Raw genomic sequence first — 23585 nt, forward strand, 5'->3', positions numbered from 1 at the left:
CCCGTGTCGCGCCCGGCTTCCAGAGAGGCTCGTCGCGCCCGGCGAGCGCGTTGGCGGCGCGGGAGAGGATGAAGAGGAGATCCGAGAGCCGGTTGAGGTAGACGCCGACCAGCGACCCCAGCTCGTGCTGGTTCGCGGCCCGGAGCGCCTCCCGCTCGGCGCGACGGCAGATCGTCCGAGCCACGTGGAGCCGCGATGCCGCCTCGGTGCCTCCCGGAAGGACGAAGCTCCTGAGCTCCGTCAGGTCGGCGTTGAAGCGGTCGCAGTCCTCCTCCAGCCGGTCGACCATCGGCTGCGCGACGCGGAGCCGCCCCTCGACGTGCGCCGGGACCGACAGGTCCGCCCCGAGGTCGAAGAGCTCGTTCTGGACGCGCTCGAGGACCGGCCGGATCTCCGACGGGAGGTCGCCCGCGAGGACGACCCCCAGCGTGGCGTTGAGCTCGTCGACGGTGCCGAAGGCCTCGATCCGGGGGTCGAGCTTCGAGGTCCGCGACCCGTCGCCGAGCGACGTCTCCCCCGCGTCCCCGCCACGCGTGTAGATCCGCGTCAGGCGCACCGGCTCGTCCCTCGCGCGGGGCATGGCGTGAGCCTAACTGGCTCAGGGGACTGTCCGCCTGTCCCCACAGGGCCCTGTCCCCAGTGACGCGCCCGCCCAGACACAGCGTCGCCGGGGTCAGTCCCCTGCCGGGGACAGACCCCACGAGAACCCCACGGACATGGCTGAAAGAGCGACTAGCCGTGCCGCGCCACGATCTGCAGGCTTTCGCAGGTGCCGCGACAGCCGAGAATAGAGGGTGCGGGGCTGATCCACCACGTCACGGGCCACTCCATGACAGAGGTGGACGCGTTTCCCGACGACGCGGCCAAGCGCGGATTCCTGACACTTCTCGCAAGGGCAACTGCGACCCTCGACTGGAGGGTTTTCGCCTACTGTCTTCTCTCATCGCACTACCACCTGCTCGTGGAGACGGAGCGGCCGAATCTCGGCGAGGGGATGCGACGAATCCAGGGCAGTCATGCCGGACGGCTCAACGTTCGCCTGACCCGCTCAGGCCCGCTCTGGCGCGATCGATTCCACAGCAGGGTGGTCGAGACCAGCGCATACGTGCTTCAGGCAGCCGTCTACATCGACACCAACCCTGTCGCGGCTGGCCTCTGCAAGCGAGCCGAAGGCTGGCGTTGGAGCTCGTACAGGGCGAACGTCGGACTTGCCGAGCCGCCCTTCTGGCACCGTGTCGACCGGCTCCACGAGCACCTCGGCGCAGAGTCGGGCGAAGCTCCCGTCGTCTATCGCGAGCTCGTTGCAGCTGCGGTGGAGCTCGCGCTGGCGCGGTAACTGGGGACTGGCCCCGCTGGGGCCTGTCCCCGCGACCGACACGCACCACGGAACCGCTGGGGCCAGTCCCCCGGCGGGGACAGACCCACCACCGCCGCCTGGTCAATCCCGGCGTGGCACGGACCCGCCGTCAGCTCGCGGCCGGCTCCAGGTGGCGCGAGGCCGCCTGCAGGAGGTCGCGGGCGATCACGATCCGCTGGATCTCGCTCGTGCCCTCGTAGATCTCGGTGATCTTCGCGTCCCGGTAGTAGCGCTCCGCCGGGAACTCACGCGTGTAGCCGTAGCCGCCGAGCACCTGGATCGCCTCCTGGCTCGCCCGCACGGCGACCTTCGACGCGAAGAGCTTCGCCATCGCCCCCTCGACGCCGTGAGGGAAGCCGGCCTGCTTGAGCCACGCGGCGCGCAGCGTCAGCTGGCGGGCGGCGGCGATCTCGGTCGCCATGTCGGCCAGCTTGAAACGGATCGCCTGGAACTCTGCGATCTTCCGGCCGAATTGCTCGCGCTCGAGCGCGTACGCGCGCGCCGTGTCGAGCGCCGCCTGCGCGATCCCGACCGCCTGCGACGCGATCCCGATCCGGCCGCCGTCGAGGGTCGCCATCGCGACTGCGAACCCGTTCCGCTCCTCGTGCAGGAGGCGGTCGCCGTCGACACGAACACTGTCGAGACGCAGGTCGGCGGTCGACGAGGAGTGGAGCCCGAGCTTCTCCTCCTCCCGTGTCACCTCGACGTGCTCCGCGTCGAGGACGAAGGCAGAGACACCGCGGGCGCCCTCGGTGGCGGGGTCGGTCCGAGCGAAGAGGAGAAACGTCGAGGCGTGGCTTCCGTTCGTGCACCACTGCTTGGAGCCGCTGATCCGCCAGCCGTCACCGTCGGGCACCGCGGTCGTCCGCAGCGACCCCGCGTCGGAGCCGGAGCCGGGCTCGGTGAGCGCGAACGCCCCGATCGCCTCGCCACGCGCGAGCGGAGGCACGAAGCGGGCCCTCTGCTCCTCGGTGCCGAACGAGACGATCGGCAGGGTCGCTGCGCTCGTGTGAACCGCCACGGTGACCCCCACGCCTGCGTCGGCCCGCGAGAGCTCCTCGAGCACGAGCACGTAGGAGACGAAGTCGGCCCCGGCGCCGCCGAGCTCCTCGGGAACGCACACGCCCATCAGGCCCAGCTCGCCGAGCTTCGTGAAGACCTCACCCGGGAACCGGTGTTCGCGGTCCCACTCCGACGCGTTCGGGCCGATCTCCGTGTCGGCGACCTCCCGCGCGAGCGCCTGGATCTCGCGCTGCTCCTCGGTCAGGGCGAAGTCCACGGCCGAAGTCTAGGGACAGGCCTCCGGCCCGGCCCTCCGACGGATGGGCTGGCCTCAGCCGGACACCTTCGACGCAGGCGTCACGAGCGGTGCCGCAGCGGACGGGCGCGTCGCCGCACGGTGCGCGCGAGCCCGTCGGGCGTCGCCAGGCGCCGGAGCCGACCGGCCGAGAGCTCGGTGCAGAGAACCGCCGACGCCGCGGGGCCGCGGTCGCCGTAGCCGACCCCGTCCGCGCGGAATGCGGGCGCCGCGCGCCAGCCCTCCGGGAGCAACTCGTACGGCTCCTGCTCCTCGACGAACAGCCCGGCGGACGAGAAGAGCCTGTTCCATCCCGCCACGTCCTCCAGCCGGAACCATCCGTGGTCCCCGGGCTCTCCGAGCGGCACGGTCACGAGCAGCCGCCCGCCCGAGCGAAGCACCCGCCCGAGCTCGCGCAAGGCGTCGACCCTCGATGCGGGGTCGTTCTCGGAATCGAGGCCGTACCCGCTGTTGTCGGCGCCGACGTGCTCGAGCGTGGAGACGAGCAGCACCTGGTCGACGGTCCCGTCGGGCAGCGGCAGCGAGCGGACGTCCGCGACGATCCGCTCCATCCCGTCGACGTCGCGCTCCGCGAGGTCGACGCCGACGAGCTCGACTCCTGCCCGCAGGAGACCCGCGAGGTACGGAGCCTCGGCAAACGCATAACCGACCTCGAGCACGCGTCCCTCGCCGGCGAGCCGGGAGAGGACCCAGGGAAGCTCGATCACGCGCTCGTCCGTCCCTGCGGGACCCTGGAGCCACGAGAGCCGCTCGCCCCGTGCCCGCGCGGCGAGCCCGAGGGCGACGGCGTCGTCCCGCTCGCGCACGCGGACCGCCTCGGGAGCCGTGACGAGCTCGTACAGGAAGGTCGAGCGCGAGAGCGTCCCGTCCGAGAGCTTCACGAGCGCGCGCCCCCGCGCCTCCTCGTCGGGCGGGCGCCGGAGGATCTCCCGAAATGCGCGCTCGACGAACTCCTCGTCTGCGCCGTCCTGCGCGTCGAGCACGGCCTCGACAAGGGGATCCATCACCCGTACTCGTAGAAGCCGCGCCCGGACTTGCGTCCCAGGCGGCCGGCCGCCACGTACCGCCTAAGCAGCGGGCAGGGCGCGTACTTCGGGTTGCCGAGCCCGTCGTGCAGCACGTCCATGATCGCCACGCACGTGTCGAGGCCGATCAGGTCGGCCAGCGCCAGCGGGCCCATCGGATGCGCGAAGCCGAGCCTCGCGACGGTGTCGATCGCCTCCGGCTCCGCCACGCCCTCCATCAGCGCGTACGCGGCCTCGTTGATGAACGGCATCAGGATGCGGTTCGAGACGAAGCCGGGGAAGTCGTTCGCCTCGGCCGGGGTCTTGCCCAGATCGCGGGCGAGGGCGACGATCGCCTCGGCCGTCTCGTCGGAGGTCTGCTCGGCGCGGATCACCTCGACGAGGGCGAGCATCGGCACTGGATTGAAGAAATGCATGCCGATCACGCGCTCCGGGCGCGAGGTCGCGGCCGCGAGCTCGGTGATGGGGATCGAGGACGTGTTCGACGCGAGCACCGCCTCCGCCGGAAGGGCCTCGTCGGCCGAGCGGAAGAGCGCCTTCTTCGCCTCGGGGTCCTCGACGATCGCCTCGATCATCAGGTCGGCGCTCGTGAGGGCATCGACCGCGCTGATGCGCGGCAGCACGGTCTCGGGGTCCGGCCCGCCCTTCTCGTGGAGCTTGCCGAGGCTTCGCTCGATCGTCTCGAGGCCGCGCCCGACTGCACCGGGCAGCGCGTCGTGCAGCAGGACCTCGCGGCCGGAGGCGGCGACGACCTGGGCGATGCCGGCGCCCATCTGGCCTGCGCCCACGACGAGCACGCGGTCGAAGCTCACCGGCCGAGCCTACCCCGCCCGGAGAGCTCGGCTTGCCGGCTGCGGAGGCGGCGAAGCGAGTACGCGAGCACGAGCGCGAGGATCGCGAGACCGATCGCGATCTTGATCGCGTTCCCGCGCGGCTCGTCGCTGGCAGAGAGCAGGGCGCCGGGATCGGTGAGCAGGCACGACTCGGTCACGAGCTCCGCCCCGTCGAGGTTGGCAAGGACGCCGAGAGCCTCGTCGTGGACGATCGGCTCGTCGCGAGCGTCGACGAGCCGCTCCCCGGAACGGACCTCGACCTCCCGCCCCACCGGACCCTTCACGCGCTGGTCGACGACGAAGCGGTAGACCTGCCCTGTCCCCTTCGTGGCGGCACGCTCGTCCGTGACGCGCCCCACGAACGCGGCGTCGGCGGGGGCGAGCCGCTCCTCGAGCGGTGTGTTGGGGCATTCGAGCGCGAGCGCCGTCGGGGCGAGCACGAGCGCCGCCAGCACGGCTGCGAGAGACCGGAGCAGCGCTCTAGGCCCCTAGACCTCGAGCAGCACGGCGTCGCCCTGGCCGCCGCCGGAGCAGATCGCGGCAAGGCCGAGGCCGCCGCCGTTTCGTCGCAGCTCGTGCACGAGCGTGCCGACGATGCGGCCGCCCGAAGCGCCGATCGGGTGACCGAGCGCGACAGCGCCGCCGTTGACGTTGACCAGCTCCTCGTCGGCGCCGAGCATCCGCGTGGACTGCTTCGCCACCGAGGCGAACGCCTCGTTGATCTCGATCCGCGCGACGTCGTCCATCGTGCGGCCGGCCCCCGCAAGCGCCTTCTCGGCCGCGGCTGCGGGCGTACGCGCGATGTAGGCGAACTCCTCGGCGACGTATGCGTGCCCGAGGATCCGCGCCAGCGGCTCGATCCCGCGCTTCTCCGCCCACTCCTCCGAGCAGACGAGGACGCACGAGCCGCCGTCGGTGACGCCGGGCGCGTTGCCCGCGGTCGTCGTGCCCTCCGGGTCGAAGACGGGCTCGAGGGACGCGAGCTTCTCGATCGTCGTGTCGCGGCGGATGCTCTCGTCCGAGGTGACGTCACCGACGGGGACGATCTCGTCGTCGAAGCGGCCCGCATCCTGGGCTGCCGCGGCGCGCTCGTGCGAGCGGGCGGCCCACGCATCCTGGTCCTCGCGCGAGATCTGGAGGTCGCGGGAGACGGCGGAGGCCTGCTGGATCATGTGAAGGCCGTCGAAGGTCGAGGTGAGGCCGTCGAAGACCATGTGGTCGAGGATCTCGCCGTTCCCCATCCGGTAGCCGAAGCGTGCCTTGGGCAGCACGTAGGGCGCTCGCGACATGGACTCCATCCCGCCCGCGACCACGACGTCGTGTCGACCGGCCTCCACCATCAGCTCGGCGATCTCGAGCGCCCTGACCGAGGACGCGCACACCTTGTTGATCGTGTCGGCCGGCACTTCCTTCGGGATGCCCGCGCCGACCGCGGCCTGCCGTGCCGGGGCCTGTCCCGCCCCGGCCTGGAGCACCTGACCCATCACGACATAGCCGACCTCGTCCGGGGCGACACCTGCCCGCTCGAGCCCGGCGCGGATCGCGATCGCCCCGAGCTCCGTCGCCGGGACGTCCGCGAGCCCGCCGCCGAGGCGGCCGAAGGGCGTCCGCACGGCGGAGACGATCACGGCGCTGGCCATCTCGAGCAGCGTAGCCACACGTCGTCGCCGCAGCGGCCGTGTCCGGAACGGCCATCTTGACGGGAAACGGTGTCAGACACCGTTTCCTGTCAAGGGCAAAGCGTGGCGAATCCGTGCCGATCACTCCACAGCCGGCTCGAAGCCCGTGGATTGCGCATGGACTGACGGCTCGCTAGTCTCGGGCGCGATGGCTTCCGCTCGCACCCTGGTCTGGTGGTGGCGCCACGGGCGAGGCGGGAGCGTGCGCTAGCGAGGAGCACACCGACCCGTTCCGCCTCGAGACCTCCCACGGAGGTCTCTTTCGTTCCGAGAGCGATGACCGACACCGCGACGATCACGACCGACCTCCTCACGCCCCTCGGCGCGTACCTCCGTCTGCGCGGGATGGGGAGCGCCAGCTTCCTGCTGGAGTCGGTCGAGCGGGGACGCCTGGGCCGGAGCTCGTGGATGGGAGCCGGCTCGCAGCTGGTGACGTTCGAGGAGGCAGAGTCGCTCGGGCTGCCGGTCGTCGGCTACCTGGCCTACGACCACATCGCCGCCCTCGAGCCGACGGTCGAGCTCCCGGACGCCGGGCACGGGTTCCCCGAGAGCCGGCTCGTCGTCGCGGAGACCCTCGTGCGCTTCGACCACGGCGCCGGCACCGCCGACGTGCTCGCGGGCGACGCCGAGGAGATCGAGGGACGGCTCGAGGCCGGGATCCCGTGGCATCGAGAGACGCGCGGGGCCTCGGGCAGCCTCGTGCGCCATCCCGACCGCGAGCGGTACGAGCAGATGGTGCGTGAGGTCAAGCGTCACATCGTCGCCGGCGACGTGTTCCAGTGCGTGCCCTCGCAGCGGGCCGAGCGACCGACCGCCGCCTCCCCGCTCGACGTGTACCGCGCGCTCCGCCGCGTCAATCCCTCCCCGTACCTCTTCCTCCTGGAGCTCAGCGGCATCGCGCTCGTCGGCTCGTCGCCGGAGCGTTTGGTCGCATGCGAGGACGGGCGAGCGAGCCTCTGCCCGATCGCGGGAACGACCGAGCCGACTGAGGGTGACGTGGAACGTCTCCTCTCCTCGGAGAAGGACCGGGCAGAGCACGTGATGCTCGTCGACCTCGGGCGGAACGACCTCTCGCGCGTCTGCCGCGCGGGGACGGTGCACGTCGCCAGGAGCATGGAGGTGGAGCGGTTCTCGCACGTCTCTCACCTCGTCTCGGAGGTCGTGGGCGAGGTCCGAGACGGAGTGACGCCGTTCGAGGTGCTCCGCGCGTGCTTCCCCGCGGGCACGGTCAGCGGCGCGCCGAAGATCCGCGCGATGCAGCTCATCTCCGAGCTCGAGGGCTTCCGGCGGGGCCCGTACGGCGGTGCCGTGCTCTACTCGCTCCCGGACGGCACCATGGACGCGTGCATCGCGCTGCGGACGATCATCATGCGTGACGGCGTCGCCTACCTCCAGGCGGGAGCGGGCATCGTCGCCGACTCCGACCCGGCCTCGGAGCACGAGGAGTGCCTCCACAAGCTCGCCGCCTTGGAGGCGGCGATCGACCTCGCCGAGCAGAAGGCGACGGGGAGCCCGACTCTGCCGGCCGGGAGCGAGAGGCGGCCAGGGGCGTGAAAGTGCTCATGATCGACAACTACGACTCGTTCACCTACAACCTCGTGCACCTCTTCGAGGAGCTCGGGGCCGAGGTCATGACGGTCAGGAACGACGAGATCACCCCCGAGCAGGCCGGCTCGCTGGCGCCCGACCGGCTCGTGATCTCCCCCGGTCCCGGTCGGCCGGAGTCGGCGGGCGTCTCGGTCGACGTGATCCGACGGCTCGGCCCGACGACACGCACGCTCGGCGTCTGCCTGGGTCACCAGGCGATCGTCGAGGCGTTCGGAGGCGAGGTCGGCCAGGCGAGGGCGCTCCTGCACGGCAAGTCGAGCGTCGTCACGCACGACGGCCACGGCATCTACGAGGGGCTGCCCGCCGAGCTGGAGGTCGGGCGGTACCACTCGCTCGCCGCGACGACGGTCCCCGACGTGCTCGAGGTAACGTCGCGCACCGCGGACGGCGAGGTGATGGGCGTGCGTCACGCGACCCTTCCGATCGAAGGTGTCCAGTTCCATCCGGAGAGCGTCCTCACGCCGCTCGGCCCGAGGATGGCCAGGAACTTCCTGTCGTGATCATCCGCGCGATCGGGGCGATCTCCGACGGCCACAGCCTGACGCGCGAGGAGGCACGCGAGGTGATGTCGGGGATCATGGCCGGCGAGGCGACGCAGGCCCAGATCGCCGGCTTCCTCGTCGCGCTGCGTGCGAAGGGCGAGACCGCGGACGAGATCGCCGGCTGCGCGGAGGCGATGCGCGAGCACGTCCTGCCGGTACGGCCGAGTCGCGGCGACGTCGTCGACGTGGTCGGGACCGGAGGCGACGGTGGCCGGACGCTGAACATCTCCACCGCGGCGGCGATCGTCGCCGCGGCGGCCGGCGCGGCGGTCGCGAAGCACGGCAACCGCGCGGTGAGCTCGGCCTCGGGCTCGGCTGACGTTCTCGAGGCTCTCGGGTTCGTCCTCGAGCAGGAGCCAGAGCGGATCGCGAAGTCGATCGACACGCTCGGCTTCGGCTTCATGTTCGCCCCCTCGCACCATCCGGCGATGCGCCACGCCGCACCGGTGCGGCGGGAGCTCGGGACGCGCACGATCTTCAACGTCCTCGGACCCTTGACGAATCCCGCGGGCGCCCGCACGGGCGTGTTCGGCGTCTACTCCCCCGCGCTCGTCCGGACGATCGCCGACGCTCTGGCACAGCTTCAAACGCGTCGGGCGTTCGTGGTGCACGGCTTCGGCGGGATCGACGAGCTCTCGCCGTGCGGGCCGAACCAGGTCTCCGAGGTCGTCGACGCCGCGGTGAGGGACCGGGTGATCGACCCGGCCGAGCTGGGCATCGAGCCGTCCGACCCGAGGTCGCTCGCAGGCGGGAGCCCGGAGGAGAACGCGGCGCAGATCCGCTCGATCCTGTCCGGTGAGGAGCGAGGGCCGAAGCGTGACGCGATCCTTCTCAACGCGGCGGGCGGGATCGCCGCCGCGGGACACGCGGACGACCTCCGCGAGGGCCTCGAGGTCGCCCGGCGGACGCTCGACGCCGGGGACGCCGCGACCCGGCTGGACGAGCTCGTCGCCTTCTCCCGGGCGGGAGCATGATGGGCCGCTTCGCGGAGGCGCTCAGCGCTCCGGGTCTCGGCGCGATCGCCGAGATCAAGCGCCGTTCCCCCTCGGCGGGCGATCTCCGGCCCGGCGCCGATCCTGCGCGGATCGCTCCCGCCTACGCGACCGCCGGCGCCGCCGCGATCTCCGTCCTGGTGGACGAGCGCTTCGCGGGGTCCTGGGCCGACCTCCGCGCCGCCCGCGCCGCCACCGAGGCCCCACTCCTGGCCAAGGGCTTCTTCTCGACGGCCGACGACCTTCGCACTGCGAAGGAAGCCGGAGCCGACGCCGTGCTCCTCCTGCTGCGCGACCTCGACGACCCGCAAGCCGTCGCGCTGATGGCCGAGGCGGGGCGCCTGGGTCTCGACACGCTCGTCGAGGCGCACGACGCGGGCGAGCTCAGACGGGCGATCGCGCTCGACGCCCCCGTGATCGGGGTGAACGCCCGGGATCTCGACACCTTCGCAATCGACCGCCGCGCCCAGCTCCAGCTCGTGACCGAGGTTCCTCCCGACCGCCTCGTGATCGCCGAGTCCGGGATCGAGTCGCGCGCCCAGGGCGCGGCCGCGGAGCTCGCCGGCGCAGATGCGATCCTCGTCGGCTCGACGCTCATGCGCGCCTCGGATCCCGCGTCCAAGCTCGCCGGGCTCCTGTCCCGCCCGCTCGTCAAGGTCTGCGGCCTCACCCGCGAGGAGGACGTCGCCGTCGCCGCCGAGGCGGGCGCCGACCTGCTCGGGTTCGTCCTCGCGCCCGAGAGCCCGCGGGCGGCGAAACGCGTCCTGCCGGTGCCGGACGACACGCTCGCGGTCGCCGTGTGGGTCGGGGAGGCGTCTCCGAGCGAGGCGGATCTCGACCAGGTGCACACGGTCGAGGAGGGGAAGGTGCGGGGCCGCGAGGCGACGCTCTTCCGCGGCCGCGAGCCGGTCGCGCGGCTGCTCGACCTCCCCTGGGGAGAGGACGACCCGGGACACTGGGAGCGCGCGGCCGCTGCGGAGGGCAGGGTCGTCCTCGCCGGCGGGCTGGGGCCCGAGAACGTCGCCGCTGCCGTCGCAGCCGTGCGGCCGTGGGCGGTCGACGCCTCGTCCTCGCTGGAGACCTCTCCCGGCGTCAAGGATCACGGCCGCGTGCGGGCGTACGTCGAGGCGGCGCGCGCATGACGTCGCTCGAGGAGACCTTCGGCGCCTACGGAGGCCGCTACGTCCCCGAAACGCTGATCCCGGCCCTCGACGAGCTGACCGCCGCCTGGGACGAAGCGCGGCGAGACCCGGGATTCCAGGCGGAGCTGGACGAGCTCGGCCGGACGTACGTCGGCCGCCCCTCGCCGATCACCCTCGCCGCCCGGTTCGCGCCCGGCAAGCGCCTCTACCTCAAGCGTGAGGACCTGAACCACACCGGCGCGCACAAGATCAACAACGCGCTCGGCCAGGTCGTCCTCGCAGGGCGGCTCGGAAAGCGCCGGATCATCGCCGAGACGGGAGCCGGGCAGCACGGCGTCGCCACCGCGACCGCCTGCGCCCGCTTCGGGCTCGAGTGCGTCGTCTTCATGGGCTCCGAGGACATGCGCCGCCAGGCCCCCAACGTCGAGCGAATGCGCCTGCTGGGGGCGACCGTCGAGCCGGTCGAAACGGGGACGCGAACGCTGAAGGAGGCGACGAGCGCTGCCATCCGCGACTGGATCACCAACGTCGAGACGACGCACTACGTGATCGGCTCGTGCGTCGGCCCCGCCCCCTATCCCGAGCTCGTCCGCGAGCTCCAGTCGGTGATCGGGCGGGAGGCACGGGAGCAGCTGCTCGAGGCGGAGGGCGCTCTGCCGGAGGTGGTCGTCGCCTGCGTCGGCGGCGGCTCGAACGCGATCGGCATGTTCGCGGCGTTCCTCGAGGACGAGGACGTTGGGCTCGTAGGGGTCGAGGCAGCGGGCGCCGCCTCACTGGGCTCTGGCCGCACAGGCGTTCTGCACGGGTCGCGCTCGTCGATCCTCGCCGACGAAGACGGTCAGATCGCCGACGCCCACTCGATCTCCGCCGGGCTCGACTACCCCGGCGTCGGCCCGGAGCATGCGTGGCTCCGCGACAGCGGCCGCGCCACGTACCTGCCCTGCACCGACGAGGAGGCGCTGGCGGCCTTCGAGCGCCTGACGCGGAGCGAGGGGATCATCCCCGCGCTCGAGTCCGCGCATGCGCTCGCGGTCGTCGACCGCCTCCAGGCGGGGTACGTCGCCGTCTGCCTCTCGGGCAGGGGCGACAAGGACCTCGCCGAGGCGCTCGCCGCGCTCGACGGCCGGGGTTAGGCAGCTTGCCTCGGAAGGCTCTCGTGATCTACCTCGTCTCCGAGCCGGAGACGCCGGAGCTCGCTCGGGCGGCGGTCGAGGCAGGGGCGGACCTGATCGAGCTCGGCTTTCCGTTCTCCGACCCGCTGGCCGACGGCCCCGTCATCCAGCGCGCCTCGGAACGGGCGCTCGCACGTGGGATGCGCACGGCGCGGTGCCTCGACTGCCTCTCGGAGACCCGTGCCCTCGTCGGGGACACGCCGATCGTGCCGATGACGTACGCCGCCCTGCTCGAGGCGTACGGCTGGGAGCGCTTCGCGGCCGATGCGGCCGAGCACGGCGCGACGAGCCTCATCGTCTCCGACGTCCCCGCGGGGCAGCGGCCCGACCTCCGCCGCATTCACCTCGTCGCGCCTACCTCGACCGACGAGCGGATCGGGCTCGCCGCCTCGACGACCGACGGCTGGCTCTACCTCGTCACGCTGACGGGGACTACCGGCGCGCGCGCCGAGCTCTCCGGGGCGCTCGAGGGCTTGGTCGAACGGACACGGCCGTTGGCGGACGGCGTGCCCCTCTACGCCGGGTTCGGCATCTCGACGCCCGACCAGGCGGCGGCGGCCGCTCGGCTCGCCGACGGTGTGGCCGTCGGCTCGCGCGCCGTGCAGGTCGCAGACGAGGGCCCGGCGGCGCTGGGCGAGTACGTCGCCTCGCTTCGCGCCGCCCTGGACGCCATCGGATGATCGAGGCCAGGAACTCACGCGTCCGGCTGCCCGGTCTGGCGCGTCTGGGCCCCTCCCGGGGCGGCCGGCCCCACGCCCCGACACGGACGATCTCATGGCATGAACATCTCAGCGGTTGACTCGCACCCGCTTGCCGCAGCGCGAGCATCGTGCGCGACGCTGGGTGAGGAAGAAGCGCTTGCCCTCGGGCACCCTGTGACCGAAGACGCGGCACATCAGCCGCCTCACGGGCCGGGGCCGACGCGGACGAGCATCTTGCCCACGTTCGCGCCCTCGAGCATCCCGATGAAGGCTGTTGGTGCCTGCTCGATTCCGTCGACGACCGTCTCGCGATACCGGATCGTGCCGTCCGCCACCCGCGGTGCCACCTCGTCGAGGAACTGGGCGAAGCGGTCGTAGTGGTCGGTGACGATGAACCCCTGCATCCGCAGGCGCTTCGTCACCACCATGAACAGGTTGCGGGGCCCCGGAAGGGCCTCTGTCGCGTTGTAGCGCGAGACGGAGCCGCAGGCGACGATGCGCCCGCGGAGGCGCATGGCGCCGATCGCCGCCTCGAGCGTCTCGCCGCCGACGTTGTCGAAGTAGACGTCGATCCCGTCGGGCGCGAGCTCGCGCAGCGCTTCCCTCGTCGGCGTCTCCCTGTAGTCGAAGGCTCCGTCGAGCCCGAGCTCGTGGAGCCAGGCGACCTTCTCGGGGGTCCCCGCGCTGCCGATCACGCGGGCACCGCGCATCCGCGCCAGCTGGGCGGCGATGCTCCCGACCGCGCCGGCCGCTCCGGAGACGAAGACGGTCTCCCCTTCCTCGACGGCGCCGATGTCGGCGATGCCAACGTACGCGGTGATCCCCGTCATCCCGAGCACGCCGAGAGTTGTCGAGACCGGCGCGACGGACGGATCGACTTGGCGCATCCCGCGCCCGTCAAGGATCGCGGCCTCGCGCCAGCCGAGGTCGTGTTGGGCCCACGTGCCCTCGGGCCACGCGTCGTTGCGGGAGGCGACGACCTTCCCGACCGCACCGCCCCTGAGCGGCTCCCCGAGCGGAAACGGCGGGACATAGGACTTCACGTCGTTCATCCGGCCCCGCATGTACGGGTCGACCGAGACGTAGGCGTTGCGCACGAGCACCTCGCCCTCCGCCGGATCCGGGAGCTCGACCTCGGCGAGCTCGAAGTCCGACGGGACGGGAGTGCCGCGCGGCCGGGCAACGAGCCTGATCTCGCGGGACGGCGTCGGCACGGCCGGATCCTACGCCGTTTCGGACATGTCTTCGTGTCTGGCACGAGGACCTGTCCCAAACGGTCTGCGGACGCCGTAGAAGCACCCCGTCAGGCGCGTCTGCGACCCTTACGGAATCTTTCAACCACGTTGCTAGCGTGCCGCGCGGTTTTGTGGTCAACGAGGCCATGACGAGCGGCCCTCGAGCCCGATCTAGGCCGAGGAAGCTGGTCGTCGTCGCCGAAGGGAGCTCGATGCGTCGTTTCAAGATGATTCTCACTGCACTCGTGCTCGTCTCCGCAGCGAGCCTGATGCTTGTCTCAGCGGCCCCCGCGGGAGATTTCGCGGACGAGCCGTGCGTGAGTGTGGGCGGAGACAACTACCTGTGCCCGCCTGCGACCGCCGGTGCGTCGTACGAGCTGGACATCAAGCTCAAGGAGCCGTGGCCCGGATGCACGACCATGACGGTCAGCTCGGGGGCGTTCCCACCGGGACTCTCACTGGCGTCCGAGGGGCAGGTTCGGGGCACGCCGACCACGCCCGGCAGCTACACGTTCTACGTGACGGTGACGTGGAGCAGCACGCCCCCGTGCGTGAGCCAGTCGCCGTCTGACAGGCAGTTCACGATCAACGTCAACTCCCAGGTACAACGCCTGGTCGTCGCGACGACCGGCCTGCCCGACGCGAACATCGGTCAGGCGTACACAGCGCCGGCCCTGAGCGCGGTGAACGGCAACGTCAGCTCATGGAGCATCGCCGGCGGCGCACTCCCGGCAGGGCTGACGCTGGGCTCGAACGGCGTGATCTCGGGCACTCCGACGCAGAGCGGCCTCTTCTCGGTCGTCGTCCAGGCGAATGGCTCGCCGAACAACGACACGAAGCAGCTCTCGCTGTTCGTGCTCGCGCCCCTCGAGGTGCAGACGCTCACCGGCGCCAAGCCGCCGGCCCGCGGCTTGACGGCCAAGGCGGCCGTCAGCGCCCCGCTTGCCACCGGCGTGAAGGCGGTCGGCGGCAGGGGGCCGTACACCTTCGCGGCCGATGGCGCGCTCCCACCCGGGGTGAACCTCGATCCCGCGACGGGCGCGATCACGGGCGCGGGGACGACCGCGGGCCGGTACACGTCCTCGATCACCGTGACCGACCAGGCCGGTACCAAGGCATCGGTCTCGTGGGCATTCACGATCCTGCCCCTCCTCGACTTCAGAAAGGGCAAGGGGCTCCCGGTCGGTACACTCGACCGCCGCTACTCGGCGAGGATCCCGGTCAGCGGCAAGGACGCCCGCACGGCCCAGTTCGCCGTCTCGGGGCAGATCCCACCCGGCCTCGAGCTCGACGAGACGACTGGCCGCCTGACCGGCGTCCTGCTCAGGGCCGGTAACTACCGCCTGCGCGTGTTCGCGTTCCCGGAGACCGGCTCGCCGATCTCCAAGGTCTTCCGGATCAGGGTCCGCGGCTAGCGAGTGCACCTCGCCCGCCCGGGAAGGGTCCCGGGCGGGCGAGAATGCCGGGGTGAGCTCTCTCCGCGGCCACCTCCTCGTCGCCGGCCCGGCGCTCGACGACCCGAACTTCCGCCGCACCGTGGTGCTCGTCGGCGAGCATGGCGACGAGGGCGCCATGGGAGTGGTGCTCAATCGCGTCTCGGACGTGAGAGTCGAGGACGCCGTGCCCCCGATCGCGATCCTGACCGCCCCGGACGAGCTCGTCTACCTCGGCGGCCCCGTCCAACCGCAGGCCGTCGTCGTCCTGGCCGACTTCGCCGATCCCTCTCAGGCCGAGATGATGGTGGTGGACAATGTCGGCTTCCTGCCCGGTGAGGTGGACGCCGTCGACGAGCTGGGCGAGCTGCGGAGCGTCCGCGTCTTCGCCGGCTACGCGGGTTGGGGCCCGGGGCAGCTCGAGGGAGAGCTCGCGGAGGGGGCGTGGGTGATCCTCCCGGCCCGGGCGTCGGACGTCTTCACGAGCGACCCCGATCGACTGTGGAAGGACGTTCTGCGACGCGAGGGGGGCGCGTACCGCGCGCTCGCGATGCTGCCGGACGACCCACGCGTCAACTGAGACCGGCCTCGGGGCATGTAGCAGGCCAAACGTAAACAATTCGTACGGAATGGCCCGTGGGGAATGACAGGGGGCGCTCGACCGTTCACACTCTCAGAAGTCACGCGCGCCGCACAGGCGGAGCACTGCTGCGGCGGCGTCCTACCTACGACACACCCACATCGCACGGCCTGTCTGTGCCGTGCGCACGAAAACGAAAGAGGATCCACTTGGAGACCAGCATCATCGAGATTCCCGCACTGGACGCGTTCGCGGCCGAGGCCGAGGAGCGCGGAAAGGTCGAGACCGCCGAGCTCGATGCGCTCGTGCTCGAGCACGAGCTCGACGAGGAGGCTCTCACCGCCTTCAAGACGCTTCTGACCGAGCGTGGCGTCCAGCTGCCCGCGGCCGAGGAGGAAGAGGACTTCGAGCTCGACCTTTCGCCCGGCAGCGGCCCCGTGACGACGGACTCGCTCGGCATGTTCCTCTCGGAGATCGGCCGGTACCAGCTGCTCACCGCCGCCGACGAGATCGCGCTGGCGAAGCGCGTCGAGCGCGGCGACCTGGCCGCGAAGGAGCGGATGATCAACTCGAACCTGCGGCTCGTCGTGTCGATCGCGAAGCGCTACCGCGGCCACGGCGTGCCGTTCCTGGACCTGATCCAGGACGGCGTCATCGGCCTCAACCGGGCGGTCGAGAAGTTCGACTACCGCAAGGGGTTCAAGTTCTCGACCTACGCGACGTGGTGGATCCGCCAGGCCTGCCAGCGCTCGGTCGCGAACCAGTCGGCGACGATCCGCGTCCCGGTGCACGTGCAGGAGCGCCAGCAGAAGCTCAACCGCGCGCGCCAGCGCCTCGAGGTGAGCCTCGGTCGGCAGCCCACGACGGAGGAGCTCGCGAAGGCGACAGGGCTCAAGCTGCACCACGTGCAGGAGGCGCTCGACGCCGTCGAGGCCTCGGTGTCGCTGAACCAGGCCGTGGGCTCGGACGGCGACGGCGAGCTCGGCGATCTGTTCGCCGACCGCACCGCTGCCGATCCGGTCGAGGAGGCCGACGAGTCGTTCCAGCGCGAGCGCGTGCGCTCGGCGCTCTCGGGCCTGCCCGAGCGCGAGCGGCGGGTGCTCGAGCTGCGCTTCGGCTTCGACGGCCAGGAGAGCCTGACGCTCGAGGAGATCGGTCGGGTGCTCGAGCTGACCCGCGAGCGGGTGCGCCAGCTCGAGAAGTCGGCACTGACCCGGCTCCAGCACGCGCTCGACCACGACGCGCGGCCGCTGAGGAGCCGCCGGGACCTGGCCGAGTCGGCCTGAGCACGGCCCAGGTCGCGAGCCCGCGCAACAGCGCGCACCGAGGCTATGAGGCAGTTTGCGACCGCGCCGGCGGGCGCCTTCAGGGGTGTTCCCCGCCGCAGGCGGGGATCCCTGCGACGGGATTCCGCTTCTGCGGAATCCCGTCTTGCGGAGAGAATCGGTGCTACGGTGCCGAGCGTTCAATCAGAGCGTGGTCCGGTCGGGCTTTTCCTGCACCTTCCTGCCCGTTCGTGAGTCAAAGGCAAGGAGGTGTTTCATAAATGGCAACCGGAACCGTGAAGTGGTTCGACGACGCCAAGGGATACGGGTTCATCACCCCTGACGACGGCGGCAAGGACCTCTTCGTCCATTTCAGCGGCATCACGGGCGAGGGCTTCAAGTCCCTTCCCGAGGGCGCGAAGGTCGAGTTCGTGGCCGAGCAGGGCCAGAAGGGCCCGCAGGCGACGAACGTCGTTCTCGCCGGCTGATGCGCTGGGCACGGGCGCGCCCTCCACGGGGCGCGCCCGTTCCATCTCGGGAGACGCGTGGCGGACAACGAAGACAAAGTCGAGATGCAGGGCGAGGTCGTGGAGGCCTTCCGCGGCGGCATGTACCGCATCGCGCTCGACAACGACCACGAGACGCTCGGGTACGTGTCCGGGAAGATGAGGCGCTACCGGATCCGCATCAACCCGGGCGATCGCGTCACCGTCGAGCTCTCACCGTACGACCTCACGCGCGGCAGAATCACCTACCGCCAGCGCTGACTCGCCCGCCGCGGCGCGCGTACGCTCTCCGCGTGACTCCCCCGGTCCTCTGGACGCCCTCCGCGGAGCGGATCGAGCGTGCCGCGCTGACGACGTACACGCGGTGGCTGGCCGACGCCCACCGGGTCGAGACGAGCGGTTATCACGACCTCTGGCGATGGTCCGTGACGGAGCTCGAGGAATTCTGGGAGTCGATCTGGCAGCGCTTCGACGTGCGGGCCTCCGCGCCGTACGAGCGAGTCCTCGGGTCGCGCGCCATGCCGGGGGCGGAATGGTTCCCGGGAGCGAAACTCAACTACGCGGAGCACGTCTTCCGCGAGCGGGACCCGACGACGGTTGCGGTTCTCCACGCGTCCGAGCTCCGGCCCCTCGCCCAGACGAGCTGGGGCGAGCTCCACGAGGCGACCCGCCGTGTTGCAGCGGCGCTCCGTGCGGCAGGGATCGTGCACGGGGACCGAGTCGTCGCCTACATGCCCAACGTGGTCGAGGCCGTGGCGGCCTTCCATGCGTGCGCCAGCCTGGGAGCGACCTGGTCGAGCTGCTCGCCCGACTTCGGAGTGCGGAGCGTGGTCGATCGCTTCGCGCAGATCGAGCCGCGCGTGCTCCTGACCGTGGACGGCTACCGCTACGGAGGCCGCGACCACGACCGGCTCGACGTCGTGCGCTCGCTCCAGGACGCAATGCCCACGCTGGAGCGCACCGTCGTCCTGGGCTACCTCGACCCCGAGCCCGAGCTGGGGCGGCTCCGTGGCGCGAGCCGTTGGGAGGACTTTTTCAGCGAGGGCGACGGGGATCCGCTCTCGTTCGCCCAGGTCCCGTTCGACCACCCGCTCTGGGTGCTCTACAGCTCCGGCACGACCGGGCTGCCCAAGGCGATCGTGCACGGCCACGGCGGCGTCCTCCTCGAGCTCTCCAAGCTGCTCCACCTCCACGTCGACCTACAGCGCGACGATCGGCTGTTCTGGTTCACGACGACGGGCTGGATGATGTGGAACTTCTTGAACGGCGGCCTTCTCACCGACGCGTCGATCGTGCTGTACGACGGGAACCCCGGCTATCCCGGTCTCGGCGCCCTGTGGGACCTTGCCGAGCAGGCGGGGATCACCTGCTTCGGCACGTCGGCGAGCTACATCGCGGCCTGCATGAAGGATGGGATCGACCCCCGCGAGGGGAGAGATCTCTCGCGCCTGGGGGCGGTGGGATCCACCGGGTCGCCGCTCTCGCCCGAGGGCTTCGACTGGGTCTACGACCGGCTGGGCCGGGACGTGTGGCTCTTCTCGACCTCCGGCGGGACGGACGTCTGCACTGCGTTCGTGGGCGGCGTCCCGACCCTTCCGGTCCACCGCGGCGAGTTGCAGGCGCGTGCGCTGGGCGCGAAGGTCGAGGCGTGGAGGTCGGACGGCACGCCTGTCGTCGGAGAAGTGGGCGAGCTCGTGATCACCGAGCCGATGCCCTCGATGCCGATCCGACTGTGGGGGGACGAGGACGGCACGCGCTACCGGGCCAGCTACTTCGACACCTTCCCCGGGGTCTGGCGCCACGGCGACTGGATCGAGATCACCGAGCGCGGCACCGCGATCATCACGGGACGCTCCGACGCGACGATCAACCGCGGCGGGATCCGGATGGGGACCGCGGAGATCTATCGCGCGGTGCTGTCGCTCGACGAGGTCGTCGACGCGCTGGTCGTCGATCTTCCGCGCGAGGGGACACCAGGCTTCATGCCGCTGTTCGTGGTCCTCCGCGACGGGCTCGCTCTCGACGACGAGCTCGTCGGCCGGATCCGCGCCCGGATCCGCGAGGACTGCTCGCCCCGTCACGTCCCCGACGAGGTGCGGGCCGTGCCGGCCGTGCCGCGGACGCTCTCCGGAAAGGTGCTCGAGGTGCCCGTGAAGCGGATCCTCTCCGGCGAGCGCGCCGACCGCGCGCTCAGCCGCGACTCGCTCGCCGACCCCGACGCACTGCGACCCTTCGAAGAACTCGCCGCCTCGCCCGAATGGAGGAATGGATGACCTACGTCGCCGACGAAGACCGCTACGAGCGCATGCCCTATCGGCGGACGGGGAGCAGCGGGCTCCTGCTGCCTGCGATCTCGCTCGGCCTGTGGAACAACTTCGGCGCCGACCGGCCGCTCGAGACGAGCCGCGCGATCGTGGGGCGGGCGTTCGACCTCGGGATCACCCACTTCGACCTCGCCAACAACTACGGCCCGCCCTACGGGTCCGCCGAGGAGACCTTCGGACGGCTGCTCTCCGACGACCTCGCGCCGTACCGTGACGAGCTCGTGATCTCCACCAAGGCGGGCTACGACATGTGGCCCGGTCCGTACGGCGAGTGGGGCTCGAGGAAGTACCTCCTTTCGAGCCTCGACCAGAGCCTGCAGCGGATGGGGCTCGAGTACGTCGACATCTTCTACTCCCACCGCTTCGACCCCGAGACGCCGCTCGAGGAGACGATGGGAGCGCTCGAGACCGCCGTGCGGCAGGGAAAGGCCCTCTACGTCGGGATCTCCTCGTACTCGCCGGAGCACACCCGCGAGGCGGCCCGCATCCTGGACGCGATGGGCACGCCCCTGCTCATCCACCAGCCGTCGTACTCGCTGCTGAACCGCTGGATCGAGGAAGGGCTGCTCGACGTCCTCGGCGAGCTTGGGGTGGGCTGTATCGGCTTCTCGCCGCTCGCCCAGGGGTTGCTGACCGACCGCTACGCCCAGGGAATCCCGGACGACTCACGCATCGCCCGCAACCTGTCGCTCCCGGCCGACCAGCTGAACGAGCAGACCCGGGCCAAGGTCGCCGCGCTCCGCAGAATCGCCGAGGGGCGTGGGCAGACGCTCGCGGCGATGGCGCTCGCATGGACGCTTCGCGACCCGCGGATGACGTCCACTCTCGTCGGCGCCAGCAGCGTGGAGCAGCTCGAGGCGAACGTCGCGGCACTCCAGCGGCTCGATCTCACGGACGACGAGCTGGCCGAGATCGATCGCTACGCAACCGACAGCGACATCAACATCTGGGCCGCCTCGAGCGAAGCCAGGCCGTAGGCTCGCGTCGCCGGCCGGTCCGATCGAAGTCGCACGCCAGCGGATGCGCCCGCGTCAGCTCCAGCCGAGGTTTCGCCCGAGCAGCTGCTCGAGCCGGCGGTTCGGCTCGGCGAACGTCGCGGCGAGCGCAGCGCGGGTCTCCGGCCGCATCGGCTCGTACTCGCGCTCGAACACCCGCGGGTACTCCGGGAGCGAGTGCGGCTCGGCCCCGAGGAACGCGAGGACGGCCGCGTACGTCTCGGCAGGCCTCTCCCCCAGCTCCTCGCTCGGCACCACGAGCAGCTGCTCGCGGGGGAAGACCTCGAGCCAGCTCTCCAGCTGGTCGGCGTAGCGTCCGCGCGCGGCATACGTGTGGTCCCACCAGGCGTGGCTGAACGCGCGGGGGTCGGCGACGAGGCGCTCGACCTCCCCGCGCGTCCGCTCCGCTTCGGCCGCGAGCGCGTCCTCGAACGAGAGCGGCTCGCGTCCCAGCGCCACCTCGTGCTGGTAGTGGGAGTAGGCGCGGTCGACCGGGTCGCGCACGAGCGCCACGAGCTTCGCGTCGGGCACGAGCGACCGCGCCCGCCCGGGCGCGAGCGGGTGGAACAGGTAGCTGGGACTCGCCTCGCCGACCAGCCTCTGGCCCGACCGGAGCGGGAACTGCCCTCGGTACCACGCTTCTCCCCGCCACCAGTGGCGGTCGAAGAAGCTGACCTCCTTCCACGACGGGCCGGTGACGCCGGGATGCCAGCGTAGATAGGCGTAGAGCGCCGTCGTCCCCGCCTTCTGCGCGCCGATCACGACGAAGTCGGGGAGCGGTCGCCACCGCGCGGTTGCCCGCCCCGCCGCCCAGATGGCGTTCCGCGCGATCCGGCGGACGGGAACCGGGATGCGCGGGATGACCTCGGCCGGCAGGCGGCGCATCGACGCAACCTACTCCAGCGCCTGATCCCGCCGGGGCGCACAGCGTTGACCGGGACCGGCCCGGAGAGCCTGACCCGAGCGAACCGCTTCGAGGCGCGTGAGTCAGTCCCCTTGCGGGAACAGACCCCACGGCAGCGTCACCGCGGTCGATCCCCTGGTGGGACAGACCCCCGAGGCTCTGGCGGGGACAGAGGCCCTACCGATCTGAGACGATCCGGGGACAGGTCGAGGAAAGGGACGGGGTTGGCCGAGAACACGCTCACGATCACCGACAACCGCACCGGGCGGGAGTACACGCTGCCGATCACCGACGGGACGATCCACGCGACGGATCTCCGGCAGGTCAGCGCCGAGGAGGGCGACGGCGGGCTCATGTCGTACGACCCGGCGTACCTGAACACGGCTTCGTGCCGGAGCGCGATCACCTTCATCGACGGCGACCGGGGCATACTCCGCTACCGCGGCTACCCGATCGAGCAGCTCGCCGAGGAGGCGAGCTTCCTCGAGACCGCATACCTCCTGTTCGAGGGGGAGCTTCCCACCGCCGAGCAGCTCGGCCGGTTCGAGGACGACGTGCGCCGCCACACGTACGTGCACACGAACGTCCAGAAGTTCCTCGAGGGCTTCCGCTACGACGCGCACCCGATGGGGATGCTGCTCGGCGCGATCGGCGCGCTCTCCACCTTCTACCCGGATGCGAAGCACATCGCGGACGGGGAGAGCCGGTACCTCCAGCGGATCCGCCTGCTCGCGAAGATGCCGACGATCGCGGCGTTCGCGTTCCGGCACTCGCGTGGCCTGCCGTACGTCCTGCCGCGCAACGACCTCGACTACGTCGGCAACTTCGTCAACATGACCTTCGAGATCGGCGGCCGCTACGAGCCGAACGCCGTCCTCGAGCGAGCCCTCGAGATCCTCCTCGTCCTGCACGCCGACCACGAGCAGAACTGCTCGACGAGCGCGGTGCGCAGCGTGGGCTCGTCCCAGGTCGACCCGTTCTCGGCGGTCTCGGCGGGGATCGCGGCGCTGTACGGGCCGCTGCACGGAGGTGCCAACGAGGCCGTGCTACGGATGCTCGACGAGATCGGCGACACGAAGCGTGTCCCGGAGTTCATCGAGCAGGTCAAGGCCGGCAAGGGGCGGCTGATGGGCTTCGGTCACCGCGTCTACAAGAGCTACGACCCGCGCGCGAAGCTGATCAAGCGCGTCGCCGACGACGTCTTCGAGCAGACCGGGCTCAACCCAAAGCTCGAGATCGCCCTGGAGCTCGAGCGGATCGCGCTCGAGGACGAGTACTTCGTCTCCCGGAGGCTCTATCCGAACGTCGACTTCTACTCGGGGCTGATCTACCAGGCGATGGGCTACCCCACCGACTACTTCACCGTGCTCTTCGCTCTCGGCCGGCTGCCCGGCTGGATCGCGCAATGGGAGGAGCACCTCTCCGACCCGGAGCAGAAGATCTCGCGGCCACGCCAGATCTACACGGGGGCCGCAGAGCGGCCGTACGTGCCCATCGCGCAGCGCAGCTGAGCTCGGGGCCCGGCGAAGCCAGAGCCCGACCGCACGATCGCGGCCTCAGCCGGTGCTCTGCCCTTCTTCCAGGGGGCGGCCGGGAAGGATCATCGTCCCGGCGGGACACAACCACGTCATCACGTCGACCACGAGCCTCCCCGCGCGCACCGCCGGGTCGTCCTCGGCGAGCCGGCGGGCCTCCTCCAGCGTGCCCACGCGGAAGAGCGTGAGGCCGCGCACGGACTCGTCGTGATGGTCGAGCACCGGGCCGTTCGTGACGACGCGGCCGGCCTCGCGCAGCGAGTCGAGGTACCTCAGGTGCTCGGCCTGGATGCGGTCGAGTGTCGGCTCGTCGTACTCTGTCGCGTCGGCCGGCCGGCGCAGGACGACGAGCTCGAACGACTCGAGATCCACGTTCGGTAGTTCACCACACGCTGCGATCCGTGGGCCCGCCGATGGCTGAGCCATGCGCGCCCTGGAT

At 71.1% G+C, this 23585-nt stretch carries 24 protein-coding genes; 15 read left to right on the plus strand and 9 right to left on the minus strand.

Annotated features, from left to right (window positions below):
* A partial coding sequence (locus VFO26_RS08355; protein ID WP_325114483.1) for a cob(I)yrinic acid a,c-diamide adenosyltransferase occupies positions 1-580 on the minus strand: 580 nt, incomplete at its 3' end.
* Positions 581-769: 189 nt separating this feature from the next.
* Here VFO26_RS08355 and VFO26_RS08360 point away from each other — a divergent pair.
* A complete protein-coding gene (locus VFO26_RS08360) occupies positions 770-1336 on the plus strand; it encodes a hypothetical protein (RefSeq protein ID WP_325114484.1) in 567 nt (188 codons plus the stop codon).
* A gap of 130 nt (positions 1337-1466) precedes the next feature.
* Here the strand turns inward: VFO26_RS08360 and VFO26_RS08365 are convergent, their stop codons facing one another.
* From VFO26_RS08365 to VFO26_RS08385, 5 genes are all read right to left on the minus strand, one after another.
* On the minus strand, positions 1467-2636 hold the full coding sequence (locus VFO26_RS08365) for an acyl-CoA dehydrogenase family protein (protein WP_325114485.1): 1170 nt from the start codon (positions 2634-2636) through the stop codon (positions 1467-1469).
* 80 nt (positions 2637-2716) lie between these two features.
* The gene (locus VFO26_RS08370) at positions 2717-3679 is read right to left on the minus strand and encodes a class I SAM-dependent methyltransferase (protein WP_325114486.1); all 963 of its coding nucleotides are present in this window, start codon (positions 3677-3679) and stop codon (positions 2717-2719) included.
* Positions 3679-4512 (minus strand): 3-hydroxyacyl-CoA dehydrogenase family protein, encoded by an 834-nt coding sequence (locus VFO26_RS08375; protein ID WP_325114487.1) that lies wholly within the window; start codon positions 4510-4512, stop codon positions 3679-3681. Before VFO26_RS08375 ends, VFO26_RS08370 begins: the two co-directional genes overlap by 1 nt.
* Entirely contained in the window at positions 4509-4988 is a 480-nt protein-coding gene (locus VFO26_RS08380; RefSeq protein WP_325114488.1) for a hypothetical protein, read from the minus strand. Before VFO26_RS08380 ends, VFO26_RS08375 begins: the two co-directional genes overlap by 4 nt.
* A 33-nt stretch (positions 4989-5021) precedes the next feature.
* On the minus strand, positions 5022-6173 hold the full coding sequence (locus VFO26_RS08385; RefSeq protein ID WP_325114489.1) for an acetyl-CoA C-acetyltransferase: 1152 nt from the start codon (positions 6171-6173) through the stop codon (positions 5022-5024).
* A 315-nt stretch (positions 6174-6488) separates the two neighbouring features.
* On the opposite strand from VFO26_RS08385, the gene VFO26_RS08390 reads away from it, so the two are divergent.
* The 6 genes from VFO26_RS08390 to trpA are packed head-to-tail and all read left to right on the plus strand — an operon-like array spanning position 6489 to position 12348.
* A complete protein-coding gene (locus VFO26_RS08390; protein WP_325114491.1) occupies positions 6489-7766 on the plus strand; it encodes an anthranilate synthase component I family protein in 1278 nt (425 codons plus the stop codon).
* 8 nt (positions 7767-7774) lie between these two features.
* The gene (locus VFO26_RS08395; protein WP_349259064.1) at positions 7775-8320 is read left to right on the plus strand and encodes an aminodeoxychorismate/anthranilate synthase component II; all 546 of its coding nucleotides are present in this window, start codon (positions 7775-7777) and stop codon (positions 8318-8320) included.
* Positions 8317-9336 carry an anthranilate phosphoribosyltransferase gene (gene trpD / locus VFO26_RS08400; protein ID WP_325114494.1) on the plus strand — a complete coding sequence of 340 codons (1020 nt, stop codon included), beginning with the start codon at positions 8317-8319 and terminating at the stop codon, positions 9334-9336. The genes VFO26_RS08395 and trpD overlap by 4 nt, the downstream gene beginning before the upstream one ends.
* Positions 9333-10496, plus strand: coding sequence for a hypothetical protein (locus tag VFO26_RS08405; protein ID WP_325114496.1), 1164 nt, complete (start codon positions 9333-9335; stop codon positions 10494-10496). Before trpD ends, VFO26_RS08405 begins: the two co-directional genes overlap by 4 nt.
* Positions 10493-11629 carry a tryptophan synthase subunit beta gene (trpB, locus tag VFO26_RS08410; protein WP_325114497.1) on the plus strand — a complete coding sequence of 379 codons (1137 nt, stop codon included), beginning with the start codon at positions 10493-10495 and terminating at the stop codon, positions 11627-11629. The genes VFO26_RS08405 and trpB overlap by 4 nt, the downstream gene beginning before the upstream one ends.
* A 5-nt stretch (positions 11630-11634) precedes the next feature.
* On the plus strand, positions 11635-12348 hold the full coding sequence (trpA, locus tag VFO26_RS08415; RefSeq protein WP_325114498.1) for a tryptophan synthase subunit alpha: 714 nt from the start codon (positions 11635-11637) through the stop codon (positions 12346-12348).
* A 224-nt stretch (positions 12349-12572) separates the two neighbouring features.
* Here trpA and VFO26_RS08420 read toward each other — a convergent pair whose 3' ends face one another.
* The gene (locus tag VFO26_RS08420; RefSeq protein WP_325114499.1) at positions 12573-13583 is read right to left on the minus strand and encodes an NADP-dependent oxidoreductase; all 1011 of its coding nucleotides are present in this window, start codon (positions 13581-13583) and stop codon (positions 12573-12575) included.
* Between the two features lie 338 nt (positions 13584-13921).
* On the opposite strand from VFO26_RS08420, the gene VFO26_RS08425 reads away from it, so the two are divergent.
* From VFO26_RS08425 to mgrA, 7 genes are all read left to right on the plus strand, one after another.
* Positions 13922-15019: an Ig domain-containing protein gene (locus tag VFO26_RS08425; protein ID WP_325114500.1), complete on the plus strand. Its 1098-nt coding sequence runs from the start codon at positions 13922-13924 to the stop codon at positions 15017-15019.
* A 52-nt stretch (positions 15020-15071) separates the two neighbouring features.
* Positions 15072-15617 (plus strand): YqgE/AlgH family protein, encoded by a 546-nt coding sequence (locus VFO26_RS08430; RefSeq protein ID WP_325114501.1) that lies wholly within the window; start codon positions 15072-15074, stop codon positions 15615-15617.
* Between the two features lie 209 nt (positions 15618-15826).
* Positions 15827-16903: a sigma-70 family RNA polymerase sigma factor gene (locus VFO26_RS08435; RefSeq protein ID WP_325114502.1), complete on the plus strand. Its 1077-nt coding sequence runs from the start codon at positions 15827-15829 to the stop codon at positions 16901-16903.
* Between the two features lie 260 nt (positions 16904-17163).
* Positions 17164-17370 carry a cold-shock protein gene (locus tag VFO26_RS08440; RefSeq protein WP_325114503.1) on the plus strand — a complete coding sequence of 69 codons (207 nt, stop codon included), beginning with the start codon at positions 17164-17166 and terminating at the stop codon, positions 17368-17370.
* 57 nt (positions 17371-17427) lie between these two features.
* On the plus strand, positions 17428-17649 hold the full coding sequence (gene infA / locus VFO26_RS08445; protein WP_325114504.1) for a translation initiation factor IF-1: 222 nt from the start codon (positions 17428-17430) through the stop codon (positions 17647-17649).
* Positions 17650-17681: 32 nt separating this feature from the next.
* A complete protein-coding gene (locus VFO26_RS08450) occupies positions 17682-19661 on the plus strand; it encodes an acetoacetate--CoA ligase (RefSeq protein ID WP_325114505.1) in 1980 nt (659 codons plus the stop codon).
* Positions 19658-20689 carry an L-glyceraldehyde 3-phosphate reductase gene (gene mgrA / locus VFO26_RS08455; protein WP_325114506.1) on the plus strand — a complete coding sequence of 344 codons (1032 nt, stop codon included), beginning with the start codon at positions 19658-19660 and terminating at the stop codon, positions 20687-20689. Before VFO26_RS08450 ends, mgrA begins: the two co-directional genes overlap by 4 nt.
* Before the next feature lie 54 nt (positions 20690-20743).
* Here the strand turns inward: mgrA and VFO26_RS08460 are convergent, their stop codons facing one another.
* Positions 20744-21592: a sulfotransferase gene (locus VFO26_RS08460; protein WP_325114507.1), complete on the minus strand. Its 849-nt coding sequence runs from the start codon at positions 21590-21592 to the stop codon at positions 20744-20746.
* Positions 21593-21835: 243 nt separating this feature from the next.
* Here VFO26_RS08460 and VFO26_RS08465 point away from each other — a divergent pair, with 243 nt between their 5' ends.
* A complete protein-coding gene (locus tag VFO26_RS08465) occupies positions 21836-23122 on the plus strand; it encodes a citrate synthase (protein ID WP_325114508.1) in 1287 nt (428 codons plus the stop codon).
* Between the two features lie 45 nt (positions 23123-23167).
* On the opposite strand, the gene VFO26_RS08470 is transcribed toward VFO26_RS08465, so the two are convergent.
* Complete coding sequence (locus VFO26_RS08470) at positions 23168-23518, minus strand: YciI family protein (RefSeq protein ID WP_325114509.1); 351 nt, start codon at positions 23516-23518, stop codon at positions 23168-23170.
* Positions 23519-23585 lie beyond the last annotated feature (67 nt).

Source organism: Gaiella sp., assembly GCF_035710885.1.
Lineage (GTDB): Bacteria > Actinomycetota > Thermoleophilia > Gaiellales > Gaiellaceae > Gaiella.